Annotated in this window: 10 protein-coding genes; all 10 read right to left on the bottom strand. The window is 62.6% G+C overall.

What is annotated here, in order from left to right; genetic code table 11:
- Positions 1–10 precede the first annotated feature (10 nt).
- A complete protein-coding gene (gene rplW, locus ICJ04_RS14835; protein ID WP_042614228.1) occupies positions 11–310 on the bottom strand; it encodes a 50S ribosomal protein L23 in 300 nt (99 codons plus the stop codon).
- Entirely contained in the window at positions 307–912 is a 606-nt protein-coding gene (rplD, locus tag ICJ04_RS14840; protein ID WP_188324953.1) for a 50S ribosomal protein L4, read from the bottom strand. The genes rplW and rplD overlap by 4 nt, the downstream gene beginning before the upstream one ends.
- Before the next feature lie 12 nt (positions 913–924).
- Complete coding sequence (rplC, locus tag ICJ04_RS14845; RefSeq protein ID WP_188324954.1) at positions 925–1,575, bottom strand: 50S ribosomal protein L3; 651 nt, start codon at positions 1,573–1,575, stop codon at positions 925–927.
- A gap of 11 nt (positions 1,576–1,586) precedes the next feature.
- Positions 1,587–1,898: a 30S ribosomal protein S10 gene (gene rpsJ / locus ICJ04_RS14850; protein ID WP_010341589.1), complete on the bottom strand. Its 312-nt coding sequence runs from the start codon at positions 1,896–1,898 to the stop codon at positions 1,587–1,589.
- A gap of 331 nt (positions 1,899–2,229) precedes the next feature.
- Positions 2,230–3,420 carry an elongation factor Tu gene (gene tuf / locus ICJ04_RS14855; protein ID WP_188324955.1) on the bottom strand — a complete coding sequence of 397 codons (1,191 nt, stop codon included), beginning with the start codon at positions 3,418–3,420 and terminating at the stop codon, positions 2,230–2,232.
- Between the two features lie 51 nt (positions 3,421–3,471).
- The gene (gene fusA, locus ICJ04_RS14860; protein ID WP_188324956.1) at positions 3,472–5,613 is read right to left on the bottom strand and encodes an elongation factor G; all 2,142 of its coding nucleotides are present in this window, start codon (positions 5,611–5,613) and stop codon (positions 3,472–3,474) included.
- A 137-nt stretch (positions 5,614–5,750) separates the two neighbouring features.
- On the bottom strand, positions 5,751–6,224 hold the full coding sequence (rpsG, locus tag ICJ04_RS14865) for a 30S ribosomal protein S7 (protein WP_188324957.1): 474 nt from the start codon (positions 6,222–6,224) through the stop codon (positions 5,751–5,753).
- A gap of 11 nt (positions 6,225–6,235) precedes the next feature.
- On the bottom strand, positions 6,236–6,610 hold the full coding sequence (gene rpsL, locus ICJ04_RS14870; RefSeq protein ID WP_042615316.1) for a 30S ribosomal protein S12: 375 nt from the start codon (positions 6,608–6,610) through the stop codon (positions 6,236–6,238).
- Positions 6,611–6,870: 260 nt separating this feature from the next.
- Complete coding sequence (gene rpoC, locus ICJ04_RS14875) at positions 6,871–11,118, bottom strand: DNA-directed RNA polymerase subunit beta' (protein ID WP_188324958.1); 4,248 nt, start codon at positions 11,116–11,118, stop codon at positions 6,871–6,873.
- An 88-nt stretch (positions 11,119–11,206) separates the two neighbouring features.
- Complete coding sequence (rpoB, locus tag ICJ04_RS14880) at positions 11,207–15,361, bottom strand: DNA-directed RNA polymerase subunit beta (RefSeq protein ID WP_188324959.1); 4,155 nt, start codon at positions 15,359–15,361, stop codon at positions 11,207–11,209.
- Between the last annotated feature and the right edge of the window lie 170 nt (positions 15,362–15,531).

Below are 15,531 nucleotides of genomic sequence, written 5' to 3' on the forward strand. Positions count from 1 at the left end.
GGGATGGACCTCAGGCCTTGGCCGTTACATCGATGGACTGGCCATCGGCCAGGCGCACGTACGCCTTGCGCCAATCGCCACGGCGGCCAGCGCGGTTACGGAAGGACTTGTTCTTGCCCTTGACGTTCAGCACGTTGACGGCCTCGACCTTGACGTCGAACAGCTGCTCTACCGCGGCCTTTACATCGGCCTTGGTGGCTTCGTTCGAAATCTCGAAGACATACTGGTTGGAAAGTTCCTGCAGGCGCGCGGTCTTTTCAGAGACTCGCGGAGCGCGCAGCACGCTGAAGATTTTCTCGTTGCTGCTCATGCCAGCCACTCCTCGACCTTCTTGACCGCATCAGCGGTAATGATGACCGTATCGGCACCGACCAGCGACACCGGGTCCAGACCCTGCACGTCACGCACTTCCACGTAGGGAATGTTGCGCGCCGACAGGTACAGGTGCTCGGAGGCTTCTTCAGTGACGATCAGCGGGCGCTTGCCCACTTCCAGGCCGGCCAGCTTGGCGATCAACGACTTCGTGTTGGTCGCTTCGACATCGAAGGCCTCCACGATCGTCAAACGGCCCTGACGGTTCAGCTCGGACAGGATCGCGCACATGGCGGCACGGTACTGCTTACGGTTGACCTTCTGCTCGAAGCTACGCGGCTTGGCCGCGAAGGTGACACCACCGCCGATGAAGATCGGAGCCGTCAGCGCGCCATGACGCGCACCGCCGCCCTTCTGCTTCTTCGACTTCTTCGTGGTACCAGCCACTTCAGAACGCGTTTTCTGCGCCTTGGTACCTGCGCGACCGGCGTTGCGATAAGCGACGACAACCTGGTGGACCAGATCACCGCAGAAATCGCGACCGAACACGGCATCGGAGACCGAGACCTTGTTATTGCTACCCGTGATAACGAGTTCCATCGTCATCTCTCCTTATGCCTTGCTCGCCGGACGGACGATCACGTCGCCACCCGCCGCGCCAGGAACGGCGCCGCGAACCGCGATCAGACCGCGCTCGACGTCGACCTTGACAACTTCCAGATTCAGGGTGCTCTGCTGCACGGAACCCATGTGACCGGACATCTTCTTGCCCGGAAACACGCGACCCGGCGTCTGGCGCTGGCCCAGTGAACCCGGCGCGCGATGCGACAGCGAGTTACCGTGGGTAGCGTCACCCATGCGGAAGTTGTAGCGCTTGATGGTGCCCTGGAAGCCCTTGCCCTTGGTGACACCCTGGACGTCGACGATCTGGCCGACTTCAAAGATGTCCGCCTTGACTTCGCCGCCAACGGCGAAATCGCCGAGCTGCGCGTCTTCAACGCGGAATTCCCACAGGCCACGGCCCGCTTCCACTTTCGCCTTGGCGAAGTGGCCGGCTTCCGGCTTGTTGACCAGGGCAGCGCGACGCGCGCCGACGGTCACCTGCACGGCGCTGTAGCCGTCAGCTTCGACGGTCTTGATCTGCGCGATGCGGTTCGGGGAGGCTTCAATCAGGGTCACCGGGATGGACTGGCCATCTTCAGTGAAAACGCGGCTCATGCCAGCCTTGCGGCCCACGAAGCCCAACGAATATTTCTTCGTCATGGTCGTAGTCCTCAGGTCAGCTTGATCTGAACGTCGACGCCGGCAGCCAGTTCGAGCTTCATCAGCGCGTCCACGGTCTTGTCGTTCGGATCAACGATATCGAGCACGCGCTTGTGCGTGCGGGTCTCGTACTGGTCACGCGCGTCTTTGTCGACGTGCGGGGAGACGAGGATGGTGTAGCGTTCAATCTTGGTCGGCAGCGGGATCGGGCCACGCACTTGCGCGCCGGTCCGCTTTGCCGTTTCTACGATCTCGCTGGCCGAACGGTCGATCAAACGATGATCGAACGCCTTCAGCCGGATACGGATCTTTTGGTCCGCCATGACGGTGGTTCCTTCGTTAAAAGAGCGACGAGCCAGGCCTCTGGGTTGCCTAGCCCCGTGAATATCCTGAATACAGACGGCCCGCACTCCTGCAGGCCGACAAGGTCAATCCATTAACCTCAAAAACGTAGGCAGGTCGGTTTCCCGGCCTGCCCAGACGTAGAAGCATAGCGCACATACAAAAAGCCTGTCAACACAGTGTGTTGACAAAGCCTGAATGGCGCGACCGATCCTGGTCCGGGGAACACGAAACACGTCCTGTGTTTCTTTTCCCTTTTAAAAGCGCCCCGATGCCCTACCCAGGCAACATCGGGGCGCAAAGTCTAACAGATTACTTGATGATCTTCGACACCACGCCGGCGCCGACGGTACGGCCGCCTTCGCGGATCGCGAAACGCAGGCCTTCGTCCATTGCCACCGGGTTGATCAGGGTGACAACCATCTTCACGTTGTCGCCCGGCATCACCATCTCGACACCTTCCGGCAGCTTGGCAGCACCGGTGATGTCCGTGGTACGGAAGTAGAACTGCGGACGGTAGCCGTTGAAGAACGGGGTGTGACGGCCGCCCTCATCCTTCGACAGCACGTACACTTCGCCTTCGAACTCGGTGTGCGGCTTGATCGAACCCGGCTTGCAGAGGACCTGGCCACGCTCGACGTCGTCACGCTTCGTGCCGCGCAGCAGCAGACCGGCGTTGTCGCCTGCCTGACCCTGGTCGAGCAGCTTGCGGAACATTTCCACGCCGGTCACGGTGGTCTTGACGGTGTCGCGGATACCGACGATTTCGATTTCTTCGCCGACCTTGATCACGCCACGCTCGATACGACCGGTCACCACGGTGCCGCGGCCCGAGATCGAGAACACGTCTTCCACCGGCATCAGGAACGGCTTGTCGACAGCGCGCTCCGGCATCGGGATCCAGGTGTCCAGCGCCTCGACCAGCTTGATGACAGCCGGCACACCGATGTCGCTCTGGTCGCCTTCCAGCGCCAGACGCGCCGAACCGGCGATGATCGGGGTGTCGTCGCCCGGGAAGTCGTACTTGCTCAGCAGCTCGCGCACTTCCATTTCCACCAGCTCAAGCAGCTCGGCGTCATCGACCATGTCTGCCTTGTTCAGGAAGACGACGATGTACGGCACGCCGACCTGACGCGACAGCAGGATGTGCTCGCGGGTCTGCGGCATCGGGCCGTCAGCAGCGGAACAGACCAGGATCGCGCCGTCCATCTGCGCTGCACCGGTGATCATGTTCTTGACGTAGTCAGCATGGCCCGGGCAATCAACGTGGGCGTAGTGACGCTCGGTGGATTCGTATTCGACGTGTGCGGTCGAGATCGTGATGCCACGTGCCTTTTCTTCCGGCGCGGCGTCGATCGAGGAGTAATCCTTGAACTCGCCACCGAAGCGCTCCGCACCGATCTTGGTCAGTGCAGCGGTCAGCGTGGTCTTGCCGTGATCGACGTGACCGATGGTGCCGACGTTGACGTGCGGCTTGGTGCGCTCGAACTTACCCTTTGCCATTTCTATCTACCTTTTAGTTTCTAAAGTGGTTGGGAGGACCTGAGCTTACGCTCAGGCCTTCTTCATGACTTCGTCGGCGATGTTGGTCGGCGCCGGCTCGTAGTGATCGAATTCCATCGTGAACGTGGCGCGGCCCTGGGTCTGCGAACGCAGCGAGGTGGCGTAGCCAAACATCTCGCCCAGCGGAATCATCGCATTGATGATTTCGGCCGAACCGTCACCGGTCATGCTCGAACCCTGCAGCATGCCACGACGACGGCTGACGTCGCCCATCACGTCACCCTGGTAATCGCTCGGGGTCACGATCTCGACCTTCATGATCGGCTCCAGCAGGACCGGCTTGGCCTTGCGGAAACCTTCCTTGAACGCCATCGAGGAAGCCAGCTTGAACGCCATTTCCGAGGAGTCGACGTCATGGTACGAGCCGAACACCAGCTTGACCTTGACATCCACGACCGGGAAGCCAGCCAGCGGACCGCTGGTGATGGTTTCGCGCAGGCCCTTTTCTACCGACGGAATGAATTCCTTCGGGATCACGCCGCCGGCGATGTCATTGATGAAGAGGAAATCATCCTTGATCGCAGCGGACAGCTTCGGATCGGCACGATCGGCAGCGGTGATCGGCGACAGCTCGATCACGACGTGACCGTACTGACCCTTACCACCGGACTGCTTGGCGTGCTTGTAGTCCGACTTGACGTCGGCCAGGGTGATCGTTTCGCGGTAAGCCACCTGCGGCTTGCCGACGTTGGCTTCAACGTTGAACTCGCGCTTCATGCGGTCAACGATGATGTCCAGGTGCAGCTCACCCATGCCCGAGATGATCGTCTGGCCGGATTCCTGGTCGGTCTTGACGCGGAACGACGGATCTTCCTGGGCCAGACGGCCGAGGGCGAGACCCATCTTTTCCTGGTCGGACTTGGTCTTCGGTTCGACGGCCATCGAGATGACCGGCTCCGGGAACACCATGCGCTCCAGGATGATCGGATGCTCCTGCGAGCACAGCGTGTCACCGGTCGTGGTGTCCTTCAGACCCACGGCAGCGGCGATGTCACCGGCCAGCACTTCCTTGATCTCTTCGCGATCGTTGGAATGCATCTGCAGGATGCGGCCGATGCGCTCCTTCTTGCCCTTCACCGAGTTCAGCAGCTGGTCGCCAGCATTCAGCGTGCCCGAGTAGACACGGAAGAAGGTCAGCGCGCCGACGAACGGATCGGTGATGATCTTGAAGGCCAGCGCCGAGAAGGGCGCCTTGTCATCGGACTTGCGGCTCAGTGCGACGGTTTCGTCGTCCACGTCGGTACCGGTGACGTCCGGCACGTCGATCGGCGACGGCAGCAGCTGCACCACGCCGTCCAGCATGGCCTGCACGCCCTTGTTCTTGAAGGCCGAACCGCAGTACATCGGCACGATGTCGGTGGCCAGGGTGCGCACGCGCAGGGCCTCCACGATCTCGGCCTCGGTCAGCTCTTCGCCGCCCAGGTACTTTTCCATCAGCTCTTCGCTGGCTTCAGCCGCAGCTTCGATCATGAAGACGCGGGCTTCATCAGCCTCTGCCTGCATGTCGGCCGGGATCTCCAGGTACTCGAACTTCATACCCTGGGACGCTTCATCCCAATGGATCGCCTTCATCTTGATGAGGTCGACCACGCCCTTGAAGTTTTCTTCAGCGCCGATCGGCAGCTGCATCGGCACGGCAACCGCACCCAGCTTGGCCTTCAGCTGGCCAACGACCTTGGTGAAGTTCGCGCCGGTGCGGTCCATCTTGTTGACGAACGCAATGCGCGGCACCTTGTACCGGTTGGCCTGACGCCACACGGTTTCGGACTGCGGCTGCACGCCACCAACGGCACACAGCACGAACACCGCACCATCGAGCACGCGCAGCGAGCGCTCGACTTCGATGGTGAAGTCGACGTGTCCGGGGGTATCGATGATGTTGAAACGATGCTCCGGCAGGGACTTGTCCATGCCCTTCCAGAACGCAGTGGTGGCAGCGGACTGGATCGTGATGCCACGCTCCTGCTCCTGCTCCATCCAGTCCATGGTGGCAGCGCCGTCATGCACTTCACCGATCTTGTGGCTCTTGCCGGTGTAGAACAGGATGCGCTCGGACGTGGTGGTCTTGCCGGCATCGATGTGAGCCATGATGCCGAAGTTACGGTAACGCTCGATGGGAGTGTTGCGGGCCACGGGGAGCCTCTCGATTTCTTGGATTTCGGATGGCCGAACGCCGCCTTTCGGCGGCCTTCGGATTGGCGCGACCCTTCCGGGGTCGCGGGGCAGCACTCAGATGGTGCTGCCCTGCCTGTTTTACAAGGCCGTCAAACTCACCAGCGGTAGTGCGCGAACGCCTTGTTGGCTTCGGCCATACGGTGGGTTTCTTCGCGCTTCTTGATCGCGCCGCCACGGTTTTCCGAGGCATCCAGCAGCTCGGCCGCCAGCTTCTTCGGCATGGTGTTCTCACCACGCTTGCGCGCGGAGTCGATCAGCCAACGCATGGCCAGTGCCATCTTGCGCGACGAACGCACTTCGACCGGCACCTGGTAGGTGGCACCACCGACACGGCGGGACTTGACCTCGACCGACGGAGCGACGTTTTCCAGCGCCTTCTGCACCAGTTCCACCGTATTGGCGGCGGCGTTCTTTTCGCTGATGACGTCCATCGCGCCGTAGACGATCTTCTCGGCTACGGACTTCTTGCCGCTCAACATCACCATGTTGATGAAGCGGGCGATGGTTTCACTTCCGTGCTTGGGATCGGGCAGGACGGAACGCTGCGGAGTATTACCTTTACGCGACATGTGCTCTCTCCTTATGCCTTCGGACGCTTGGCGCCGTACTTCGAACGGGCCTGGCGACGCTTGGCGACACCGGAGGCATCGAGCGAACCGCGAACAGTGTGGTAACGCACACCCGGCAGATCCTTGACGCGACCGCCGCGGATCAGGACCACGGAGTGCTCCTGCAGGTTGTGGCCTTCACCACCGATGTAGCTGATGACCTCTTCCTGGTTGGTCAGGCGGACCTTGGCAACCTTGCGGAGGGCCGAGTTCGGCTTCTTCGGGGTGGTGGTATAGACGCGCGTGCAGACGCCACGGCGCTGCGGGCACTTCTCGAGCGCCGGCGAGGCACTCTTGTAGGTGGTAGCTTGCCGCGGCTTGCGGACCAGCTGGTTGATCGTCGCCATCAGTAGGTTCTTCTGATTGGGGCCAGTAAAAACTGACCAGAGATGCGGAAATGTTAAAGCAGGCCTGAAAACGGGCCTGCTGAGACAGACGATTGTAGCAACCTGTCAGAAAGGCAGTCAAACGCGCTCCTGTCAAGCCCTCCCTGATCCAGGGAAGTTACCGGGGGGCCTCCATGTACCCCGTTCAGACTGGCAGGCGAAACCCGAAGGCCTCGCCTGCCCTTTTCCGTGCCCACCCCCGAGGGGGCGGACCGTATTTCTTACTCTTCCCCCGAAGCCTGTTCAGCTTCGACGGCGGCCACCGGAGCCGGCGCCGGAGCAGCCGGTTCTGCGGCTGCAGCGGCCGACGTACCGGTCAGCGTCAGCATCTCCGAATCGGTCAGGCCGGTAGCGCCGCGACGGCGGTTGGCGTGATAGGACAGGCCGGTACCGGCCGGAATCAGGCGACCGACGATGACGTTTTCCTTCAGGCCGCGCAGGTTGTCCTTGGTGCCGCGAACGGCGGCTTCGGTCAACACGCGGGTGGTTTCCTGGAAGGACGCCGCCGAGATGAACGATTCGGTTGCCAGCGAAGCCTTGGTGATGCCCAGCAGGACCGGATCGTACTGGGCCGGCAGTTCGGTACGGGCACCGAGGCGTGCATTCTCCTCGATAACGCGCTGACGTTCCACCTGTTCGCCATTCAGGAACTTGCTGTTGCCCTGGTCGGTGATCTCGACCTTGCGCAGCATCTGACGGGTGATCACTTCGATGTGCTTGTCGTTGATCTTCACGCCCTGCAGGCGGTACACGTCCTGGATTTCCTTGACCAGGTAGGCAGCCAGCGGTTCGACACCCAGCAGACGCAGGATGTCCTGCGGGCTCGGCTCGCCGTCCACGATGGTTTCGCCCTTGGTCACGTGCTCGCCTTCGAACACGATCACCTGGCGGTACTTCGGAATCAGCTCTTCGTGTTCCGTCCCGTCAGTGTCCTTGATGATCAGACGCTGCTTGCCCTTGGTGTCCTTGCCGAAGCTGATGATGCCCGAACGCTCGGCCAGCACTGCCGGATCCTTCGGCTTGCGGGCTTCGAACAGATCGGCCACACGCGGCAGACCACCGGTGATGTCGCGGGTCTTGGACGCTTCCTGCGGGATCTTGGCGACCACGTCGCCCACGCCGACGGCGGCGCCGTCCTGCAGGTTGACGATGGAGCGCGGCGGCAGCAGGTACTGGGCCGGCATGTCGGTGCCCGGGATCAGCAGGTCGGCGCCCTTGGCGTCGACGATGCGGATCAGCGGACGCAGATCCTTGCCCATCGAACCGCGACGCTTCGGATCGGTGATCTCGCGCGAGGCAAGGCCGGTCAGTTCGTCGGTCTTTTCGATGACGGTGATGCCATCGACAAAGTCGATGAAGCGCAGGAAACCGGCCACTTCCGAAACGATCGGGTGGTTATGCGGATCCCAGTTCGCCACGGTCTGGCCAGCCTTGACCGAGTCGCCATCCTTGGAGGCGATCATCGAGCCGTAGGGCAGCTTGTAACGCTCGCGCTCGCGGCCATGGGCATCGAGCACCGAGATTTCGCCCGAGCGGGACACCGCCACCAGCGAACCGTTGGCATGCGACACCGACTTCAGGTTGTTGAACTTCACCGAACCGGTGGTCTTCACCGTGATGTTGTCCACTGCTGCCGCACGCGATGCCGCACCACCGATGTGGAACGTACGCATGGTCAGCTGGGTACCCGGCTCACCGATCGACTGCGCGGCGATGACACCGACCGCTTCACCGATGTTGACGATGTGGCCACGCGCCAGGTCACGACCGTAGCAACGGCCGCAGACACCGAACGGCGAGGCGCACGAGATCGTCGAGCGCACCTTGATGCTCTGCACGCCGGCATCTTCCAGCTTGGCCACCCAGGCTTCGTCGAGCAGCGTGTTGCGGGTGACGATCGGATCTTCGTCGTTGCCCGGCAGGAACACGTCCTCGGCGACGACACGACCCAGCACGCGGTCCTTCAACGGCTCCACGACATCGCCGCCTTCCACGATCGGCGTCATGGTCAGGCCTTCAGTGGTACCGCAATCCACCTCGGTGATCACCACGTCCTGCGCGACGTCCACCAGACGACGGGTCAGGTAACCCGAGTTGGCGGTCTTCAGCGCGGTATCGGCCAGACCCTTACGGGCACCGTGGGTGGAGTTGAAGTACTCCTGCACGTTCAGGCCTTCACGGAAGTTCGCCTTGATGGGCGTTTCGATGATCGAGCCATCCGGACGCGCCATCAGGCCACGCATACCGGCCAGCTGGCGGATCTGCGCCTGCGAACCACGCGCACCGGAGTCGGCCATGATGTACAGCGAGTTCATCGACTTCTGGTCGATGATGTCACCGTTGGAATCGGTGACCTTCTCGGTACCGATGGTGTCCATCATCGCCTTGGCGATGCGTTCGTTGGTGCGCGACCAGATGTCGACCACCTTGTTGTAGCGCTCACCGGCGGTGACCAGGCCCGACTGGTACTGCTCCTGGATTTCCAGCACTTCGGCTTCGGCCTCGGTGAGGATGCCGCGCTTCTCGTCCGGGATCAGCATGTCGTCGATACCGATCGACACACCCGCACGGGTTGCGTAGGCAAAGCCGGTGTACATCAGCTTGTCGGCGAACACGACCGTGTCCTTCAAGCCCAGCTGACGGTAGCTGGAGTTGATCAGGCGGCTGATGTTCTTCTTGGTCAGCTCGGTGTTGGCCAGCGCGAACGGCAGGCCTTCCGGCAGGATTTCAGCCAGCAGGGCGCGACCGATCGTGGTTTCCACGATCGAGGTCTTGTTCTGCTTGTTGCCTTCCTCGTCGGTCACCACTTCAGTGATGCGGACCTTGACGCGCGCATGCAGTTCCACCACGCGGTTGTCGTAGGCACGCTTGACTTCGGCGATGTTGGCGAAGGCCATGCCCTCGCCCTTCTTGTTCACCAGCGAGCGGGTCATGTAATACAGACCCAGCACGACGTCCTGCGACGGCACGATGATCGGCTCGCCGTTGGCCGGCGACAGGATGTTGTTGGTGGACATCATCAGCGCACGCGCTTCCAGCTGGGCTTCCAGCGAGAGCGGCACGTGGACGGCCATCTGGTCACCGTCGAAGTCGGCGTTGAACGCGGTGCAGACCAGCGGATGCAGCTGGATGGCCTTGCCTTCGATCAGCACCGGCTCGAACGCCTGGATGCCCAGACGATGCAGGGTCGGCGCACGGTTCAGCATCACCGGATGTTCGCGGATGACCTCTTCCAGGATGTCCCAGACTTCGGCTTCTTCGCGCTCGACCAGCTTCTTGGCGGCTTTGATGGTGGTGGCCAGGCCACGACGCTGCAGCTTGGCGAAGACGAACGGCTTGAACAGCTCGAGCGCCATCTTCTTCGGCAGGCCGCACTGGTGCAGGCGCAGGTACGGGCCGACCACGATGACCGAACGGCCCGAGTAGTCGACGCGCTTGCCCAGCAGGTTCTGGCGGAAGCGACCCTGCTTGCCCTTGATCATGTCGGCCAGCGACTTCAGCGGGCGCTTGTTGGTGCCGGTGATGGCACGGCCGCGACGGCCGTTGTCCAGCAGCGCATCGACCGATTCCTGCAGCATGCGCTTTTCATTGCGCACGATGATGTCCGGCGCGCTCAGTTCCAACAGGCGACGCAGGCGGTTGTTGCGGTTGATGACGCGGCGGTACAGGTCGTTCAGGTCGGAGGTCGCGAAGCGGCCACCGTCCAGCGGCACCAGCGGACGCAGGTCCGGCGGCAGCACCGGCAGCACGGTCATCACCATCCACTCCGGACGGTTGCCCGATTCCAGGAAGGCTTCGATCAGCTTGATGCGCTTGGTGAGGCGCTTGAGCTTGGTTTCCGAACCGGTGCTGGCGATCTCTTCGCGCAGGCGGGTCATTTCCGACTGCAGGTCGATCGTGCGCAGCAGCTCGTAGACGGCCTCGGCGCCCATGGCGGCGTCGAAGTCATCACCGTGCTCCTGACGCGCGGTCAGGTACTGCTCTTCGGTCAGCAGCTGGCGGCGCTCCAGGGCGGTCAGGCCCGGCTCGGTCACCACGTAGGCTTCGAAGTACAGCACGCGCTCGATGTCACGCAGGGTCATGTCCAGCATCAGGCCGATGCGCGAAGGCAGCGACTTGAGGAACCAGATGTGCGCGACCGGCGACGCCAGGTCGATGTGGCCCATGCGCTCGCGGCGCACCTTGGCCAGGGTCACCTCGGTGCCGCACTTTTCGCAGACCACACCACGGTGCTTCATGCGCTTGTACTTGCCGCACAGGCACTCGTAGTCCTTGACCGGTCCGAAGATGGCGGCGCAGAACAGGCCGTCACGCTCCGGCTTGAAGGTACGGTAGTTGATCGTTTCCGGCTTCTTCACTTCGCCGAACGACCACGAACGGATCAGGTCGGGCGAAGCCAGCGCGATCTTGATCGCGTCGAAGTCCAGCGTCTGGCGCTGCTGGTTGAAGAGGTTGAGCAGGTCTTTCATGGTGTTCTCCAGAAGGAGGAATGCTGTGTCGATGGGCTGTCAGGAGCGAAGCAGCGGCGCTGCTGCCGGGGCAGCAGCGCCTGCGCGATCAGCTGTCTTCCAGTTCCATGTTGATGGCCAGCGAACGGATTTCCTTCACCAGCACGTTGAAGGATTCCGGCATGCCGGCCACCATCTCGTGCTCGCCATCGACGATGTTCTTGTACATCTGGTTGCGGCCCTGCACGTCATCGGACTTCACCGTCAGCATTTCCTGCAGGGTGTAGGCCGCGCCGTAGGCTTCCAGCGCCCAGACTTCCATCTCACCGAAGCGCTGCCCGCCGAACTGCGCCTTACCACCCAGCGGCTGCTGGGTGACGAGCGAGTACGGACCGGTCGAACGGGCATGCATCTTGTCGTCGACCAGGTGGTTCAGCTTCAGGTAGTGCATGTAGCCGACGGTGGTCTGGCGATCGAACGCCTCGCCGGTGCGGCCGTCATACAGCTGGGTCTGGCCGCTGGTCGGCAGGTCTGCCAGTTCCAGCATGCGCTTGATCTCCGCCTCGGTGGCACCGTCGAAGACCGGCGTTGCCATCGGCACGCCGTCGGTCAGGTTGCCGGCCAGGCGCAGCAGTTCCGCATCGCTGAACTGGGTCAGGTCGACGTGGGTGGCCACGTTGGTGCTGTCGTGGTTGTACACCTCGTCCAGGAAGATCCGCAGCTGCGACACCGCGGCCTGGGCTTCCAGCATGCCCTGGATCTTGCGACCCAGGCCCTTGGCGGCCCAGCCCAGATGCACTTCCAGGATCTGCCCGATGTTCATGCGCGACGGCACGCCCAGCGGGTTCAGCACGATGTCCACGGTTTCGCCCGACGACATGTACGGCATGTCCTCGACCGGCACCACGTTGGAGACCACACCCTTGTTGCCGTGGCGGCCTGCCATCTTGTCGCCCGGCTGGATGCGGCGCTTCACGGCCATGAAGACCTTGACCATCTTCAGCACGCCCGGTGCGAGGTCATCGCCCGCGGTGATCTTGCCGCGCTTGTCGGCGAAGCGACGCTCGAATTCCTTCTCGTGCGCCTGGATCTGCTTCTGCGCGCGCTCGATGGATTCCGAAGCGTCTTCGTCCTTCATCCGCAGCACGAACCAGTCAGCCTTCTTCAGGCCGTCCAGGTAGGCGTCGGTGATGACATCACCCTTCTTCAGGTTGGCGCCGCCGTTGACCACCTTGCCGACGATCTGCGAACGCAGACGGGCGTAGATGGCACCTTCCAGGATGCGGTACTGGTCGTCGAAGTCCTTCTTGACGCGCTTGATCTCGGATTCTTCGATCTGGCGCGCACGCTTGTCCTTCTCGATGCCGTCGCGGGTGAAGACCTGCACGTCGATGACGGTGCCGTCCATGCCCGGCGGCACGCGCAGCGAGCTGTCCTTCACGTCCGACGCCTTCTCGCCGAAGATCGCGCGGAGCAGCTTCTCTTCCGGGGTCAGCTGGCTTTCGCCCTTCGGCGTCACCTTGCCGACCAGGATGTCACCGGCGCGCACTTCCGCACCGATGTACACCACGCCGGATTCGTCCAGGCGGTTCAGCGCCTGCTCGGACACGTTCGGGATGTCGGCGGAGATTTCCTCCGGCCCCAGCTTCGTGTCACGGGCAACGCAGGTCAGCTCTTCGATGTGGATCGTGGTGTAACGATCTTCTTCCACCACGCGCTCGGAGAGCAGGATGGAGTCTTCGAAGTTGTAGCCGTTCCACGGCATGAACGCGATCAGCATGTTCTGGCCCAGGGCCAGCTCGCCGATGTCGGTGGACGGACCGTCGGCCAGCACGTCGCCACGCGCCACCACGTCACCCACGTTCACCAGCGGACGCTGGTTGATGCAGGTGTTCTGGTTGGAGCGGGTGTACTTGACCAGGTTGTAGATGTCCACGCCGGCGTCGGTTGCACCGATGATTTCTTCTTCGACGATCTTGACCACGATGCGCGCGGCGTCGACCTGCACCACTTCACCACCACGACGGGCGTTGACGGTGACGCCGGAGTCGCGGGCCACGGCGCGTTCGATACCGGTACCCACCAGCGGCTTCTGCGCACGCAGGGTCGGCACGGCCTGGCGCTGCATGTTGGCGCCCATCAGTGCACGGTTTGCGTCATCGTGCTCCAGGAACGGAACCAGCGCGGCAGCGACCGACACGGTCTGCATCGGCGAGACGTCCATGAAGTGGACTTCCGCCGGCGGCTTCAGCAGCGATTCGCCCTGGAAGCGGCACGGCACGAACTGCTCGGTCAGCACGCTGTCGGCATTGGTCAGCGCGTTGGCCTGGGCAATGACGTACTCGTTTTCTTCGATGGCCGACAGGAACTCGACCTCGTCGAAGACCTTGCCGTCCACGACCTTGCGGTACGGGGTTTCAAGGAAACCGTACTCATTGGTGCGGGCATACACGGCCAGCGAGTTGATCAGGCCGATGTTCGGGCCTTCCGGCGTTTCGATGGTGCAGACGCGGCCGTAATGGGTCGGATGCACGTCGCGCACTTCGAAGCCGGCGCGTTCGCGGGTCAGGCCGCCCGGGCCCAGGGCCGAGACGCGACGCTTGTGCGTGACTTCCGACAGCGGGTTGTTCTGATCCATGAACTGCGACAGCTGCGAGGAGCCGAAGAATTCCTTGATCGCGGCAGCGACCGGCTTGGCGTTGATCAGCTCCTGCGGGGTCAGGCCTTCGGACTCGGCCATCGACAGGCGCTCCTTGACCGCGCGCTCGACGCGGACCAGGCCCACGCGGAACACGTTCTCGGCCATTTCGCCGACCGAACGCACACGACGGTTGCCCAGGTGGTCGATGTCATCGACGACGCCACGGCCGTTGCGGATCTCGGTCAGGACCTTGATCACGTCCAGGATGTCGGACGACTCGCCATGCGCGGCGACCAGGCGCTTGGACTCTTCGTCATTACGCTCGCCGTAGTACTTGCGGTCGTAGAGCACGGCTTCGCCGGTGGTTTCCTTGCGGCCCACGCGACGGTTGAACTTCATCCGGCCGACCGTGGACAGGTCGTAGCGCTCGAAGGTGAAGAACAGGTTGTGGAACAGGTTCTGTGCGGCGTCCTTGGTCGGCGGCTCGCCCGGACGCATCATGCGGTAGATCTCGACCAGGGCTTCCAGCTGGGTCTTGGTCGGATCGATGCGCAGCGTGTTGGACAGGTACGGACCACGATCCAGATCGTTCACCCACAGGGTGCCCACGGCGTCCACGCCGGCCTTGCGGAAGGCCTGCAGCTGGTCGTCGCTGATCTCGTCGTTGGCCTGCGCCAGCAGTTCGCCGGTGGACGAATCGACCACGTCGTGCGACAGGATGCGGCCGACGATGTAATCGTCCGGCACGGCCAGGGCGGCGATGCCCGAGGCTTCCAGTTGCTTGACGTGGCGCGCGGTGATGCGCTTGCCGGCTTCCACGATGACCTTGTCACCGTCGGCCAGGTCGAAGCCCAGGGTTTCACCACGCAGACGCTCGGGCACCAGCTCCAGCTGGACACCTTCGTCGGGATTGATGTGGAACGTGTTGATCTCGAAGAACTCGGCCAGCATTTCTTCGTTGCTGTAGCCCAGTGCGCGCAGCAGGATCGACACCGGCAGCTTGCGGCGGCGGTCGATACGGGTGAACAGCGCGTCCTTCGGGTCGAACTCGAAGTCCAGCCAGGAACCGCGGTACGGGATGATGCGGGCGCTGTACAGCAGCTTGCCCGAGCTGTGGGTCTTGCCGCGGTCGTGGTCGAAGAACACGCCCGGCGAACGGTGCAGCTGCGAGACGATCACGCGCTCGGTGCCGTTGACGATGAAGGTACCGTTGTCGGTCATCAGCGGGATTTCACCCAGATAGACCTCCTGCTCCTTCACGTACTTGATGGCCTTGGTCGACGACTCACGGTCGTAGATCACCAGGCGCACGGTCACGCGCAGCGGGGCGCCGTAGCTCATGCCACGCTGGCGGCACTCGCGCTCGTCGAACACCGGATCGCCCAGCTTGTAGCCGACGTATTCCAGCGCCGCGTTGCCGCTGTAGCTGGAGATCGGGAAGACGGACTTCAGGGCGGCGTGCAGGCCGTGGTCCGTGCGCTTGGCCGGATCCACGTTTTCCTGCAGGAACTCGCGGTACGAGTCCACCTGGATGGCGAGCAGGAACGGCACTTCGAGAATCGCGCGCGACTTGGCGAAATCCTTGCGGATGCGCTTCTTCTCGGTGAACGAATAGGACGTCATGATGTCTTCCACCTTGTTGTGAGGGGCGTGCGTCCACGACCCAAAAGGAAACTTGAAATTGTCAGTTGGAAGTCGCTGGTATTGCCGGCACCAGCACGCCTTCTCTTGCTACTTCCAACTGCCAACTTGACTGCATCTGTTGACCGCCGCCGCGCTGCGCGCTGGCTGGA

Source organism: Stenotrophomonas sp. 169, assembly GCF_014621775.1.
Classification (GTDB): domain Bacteria; phylum Pseudomonadota; class Gammaproteobacteria; order Xanthomonadales; family Xanthomonadaceae; genus Stenotrophomonas.

Coding starts and splice junctions, on each gene's coding strand:
- rpoB (WP_188324959.1), bottom strand. CDS start 15,361: ATGACGTCCTATTCGTTCACCGAGAAGAAGCGCATCCGCAAGGATTTC.
- rpsG (WP_188324957.1), bottom strand. CDS start 6,224: ATGTCGCGTAAAGGTAATACTCCGCAGCGTTCCGTCCTGCCCGATCCC.
- tuf (WP_188324955.1), bottom strand. CDS start 3,420: ATGGCAAAGGGTAAGTTCGAGCGCACCAAGCCGCACGTCAACGTCGGC.
- rpsJ (WP_010341589.1), bottom strand. CDS start 1,898: ATGGCGGACCAAAAGATCCGTATCCGGCTGAAGGCGTTCGATCATCGT.
- rplD (WP_188324953.1), bottom strand. CDS start 912: ATGGAACTCGTTATCACGGGTAGCAATAACAAGGTCTCGGTCTCCGAT.
- rpsL (WP_042615316.1), bottom strand. CDS start 6,610: ATGGCGACGATCAACCAGCTGGTCCGCAAGCCGCGGCAAGCTACCACC.
- rpoC (WP_188324958.1), bottom strand. CDS start 11,118: ATGAAAGACCTGCTCAACCTCTTCAACCAGCAGCGCCAGACGCTGGAC.
- rplW (WP_042614228.1), bottom strand. CDS start 310: ATGAGCAGCAACGAGAAAATCTTCAGCGTGCTGCGCGCTCCGCGAGTC.
- rplC (WP_188324954.1), bottom strand. CDS start 1,575: ATGACGAAGAAATATTCGTTGGGCTTCGTGGGCCGCAAGGCTGGCATG.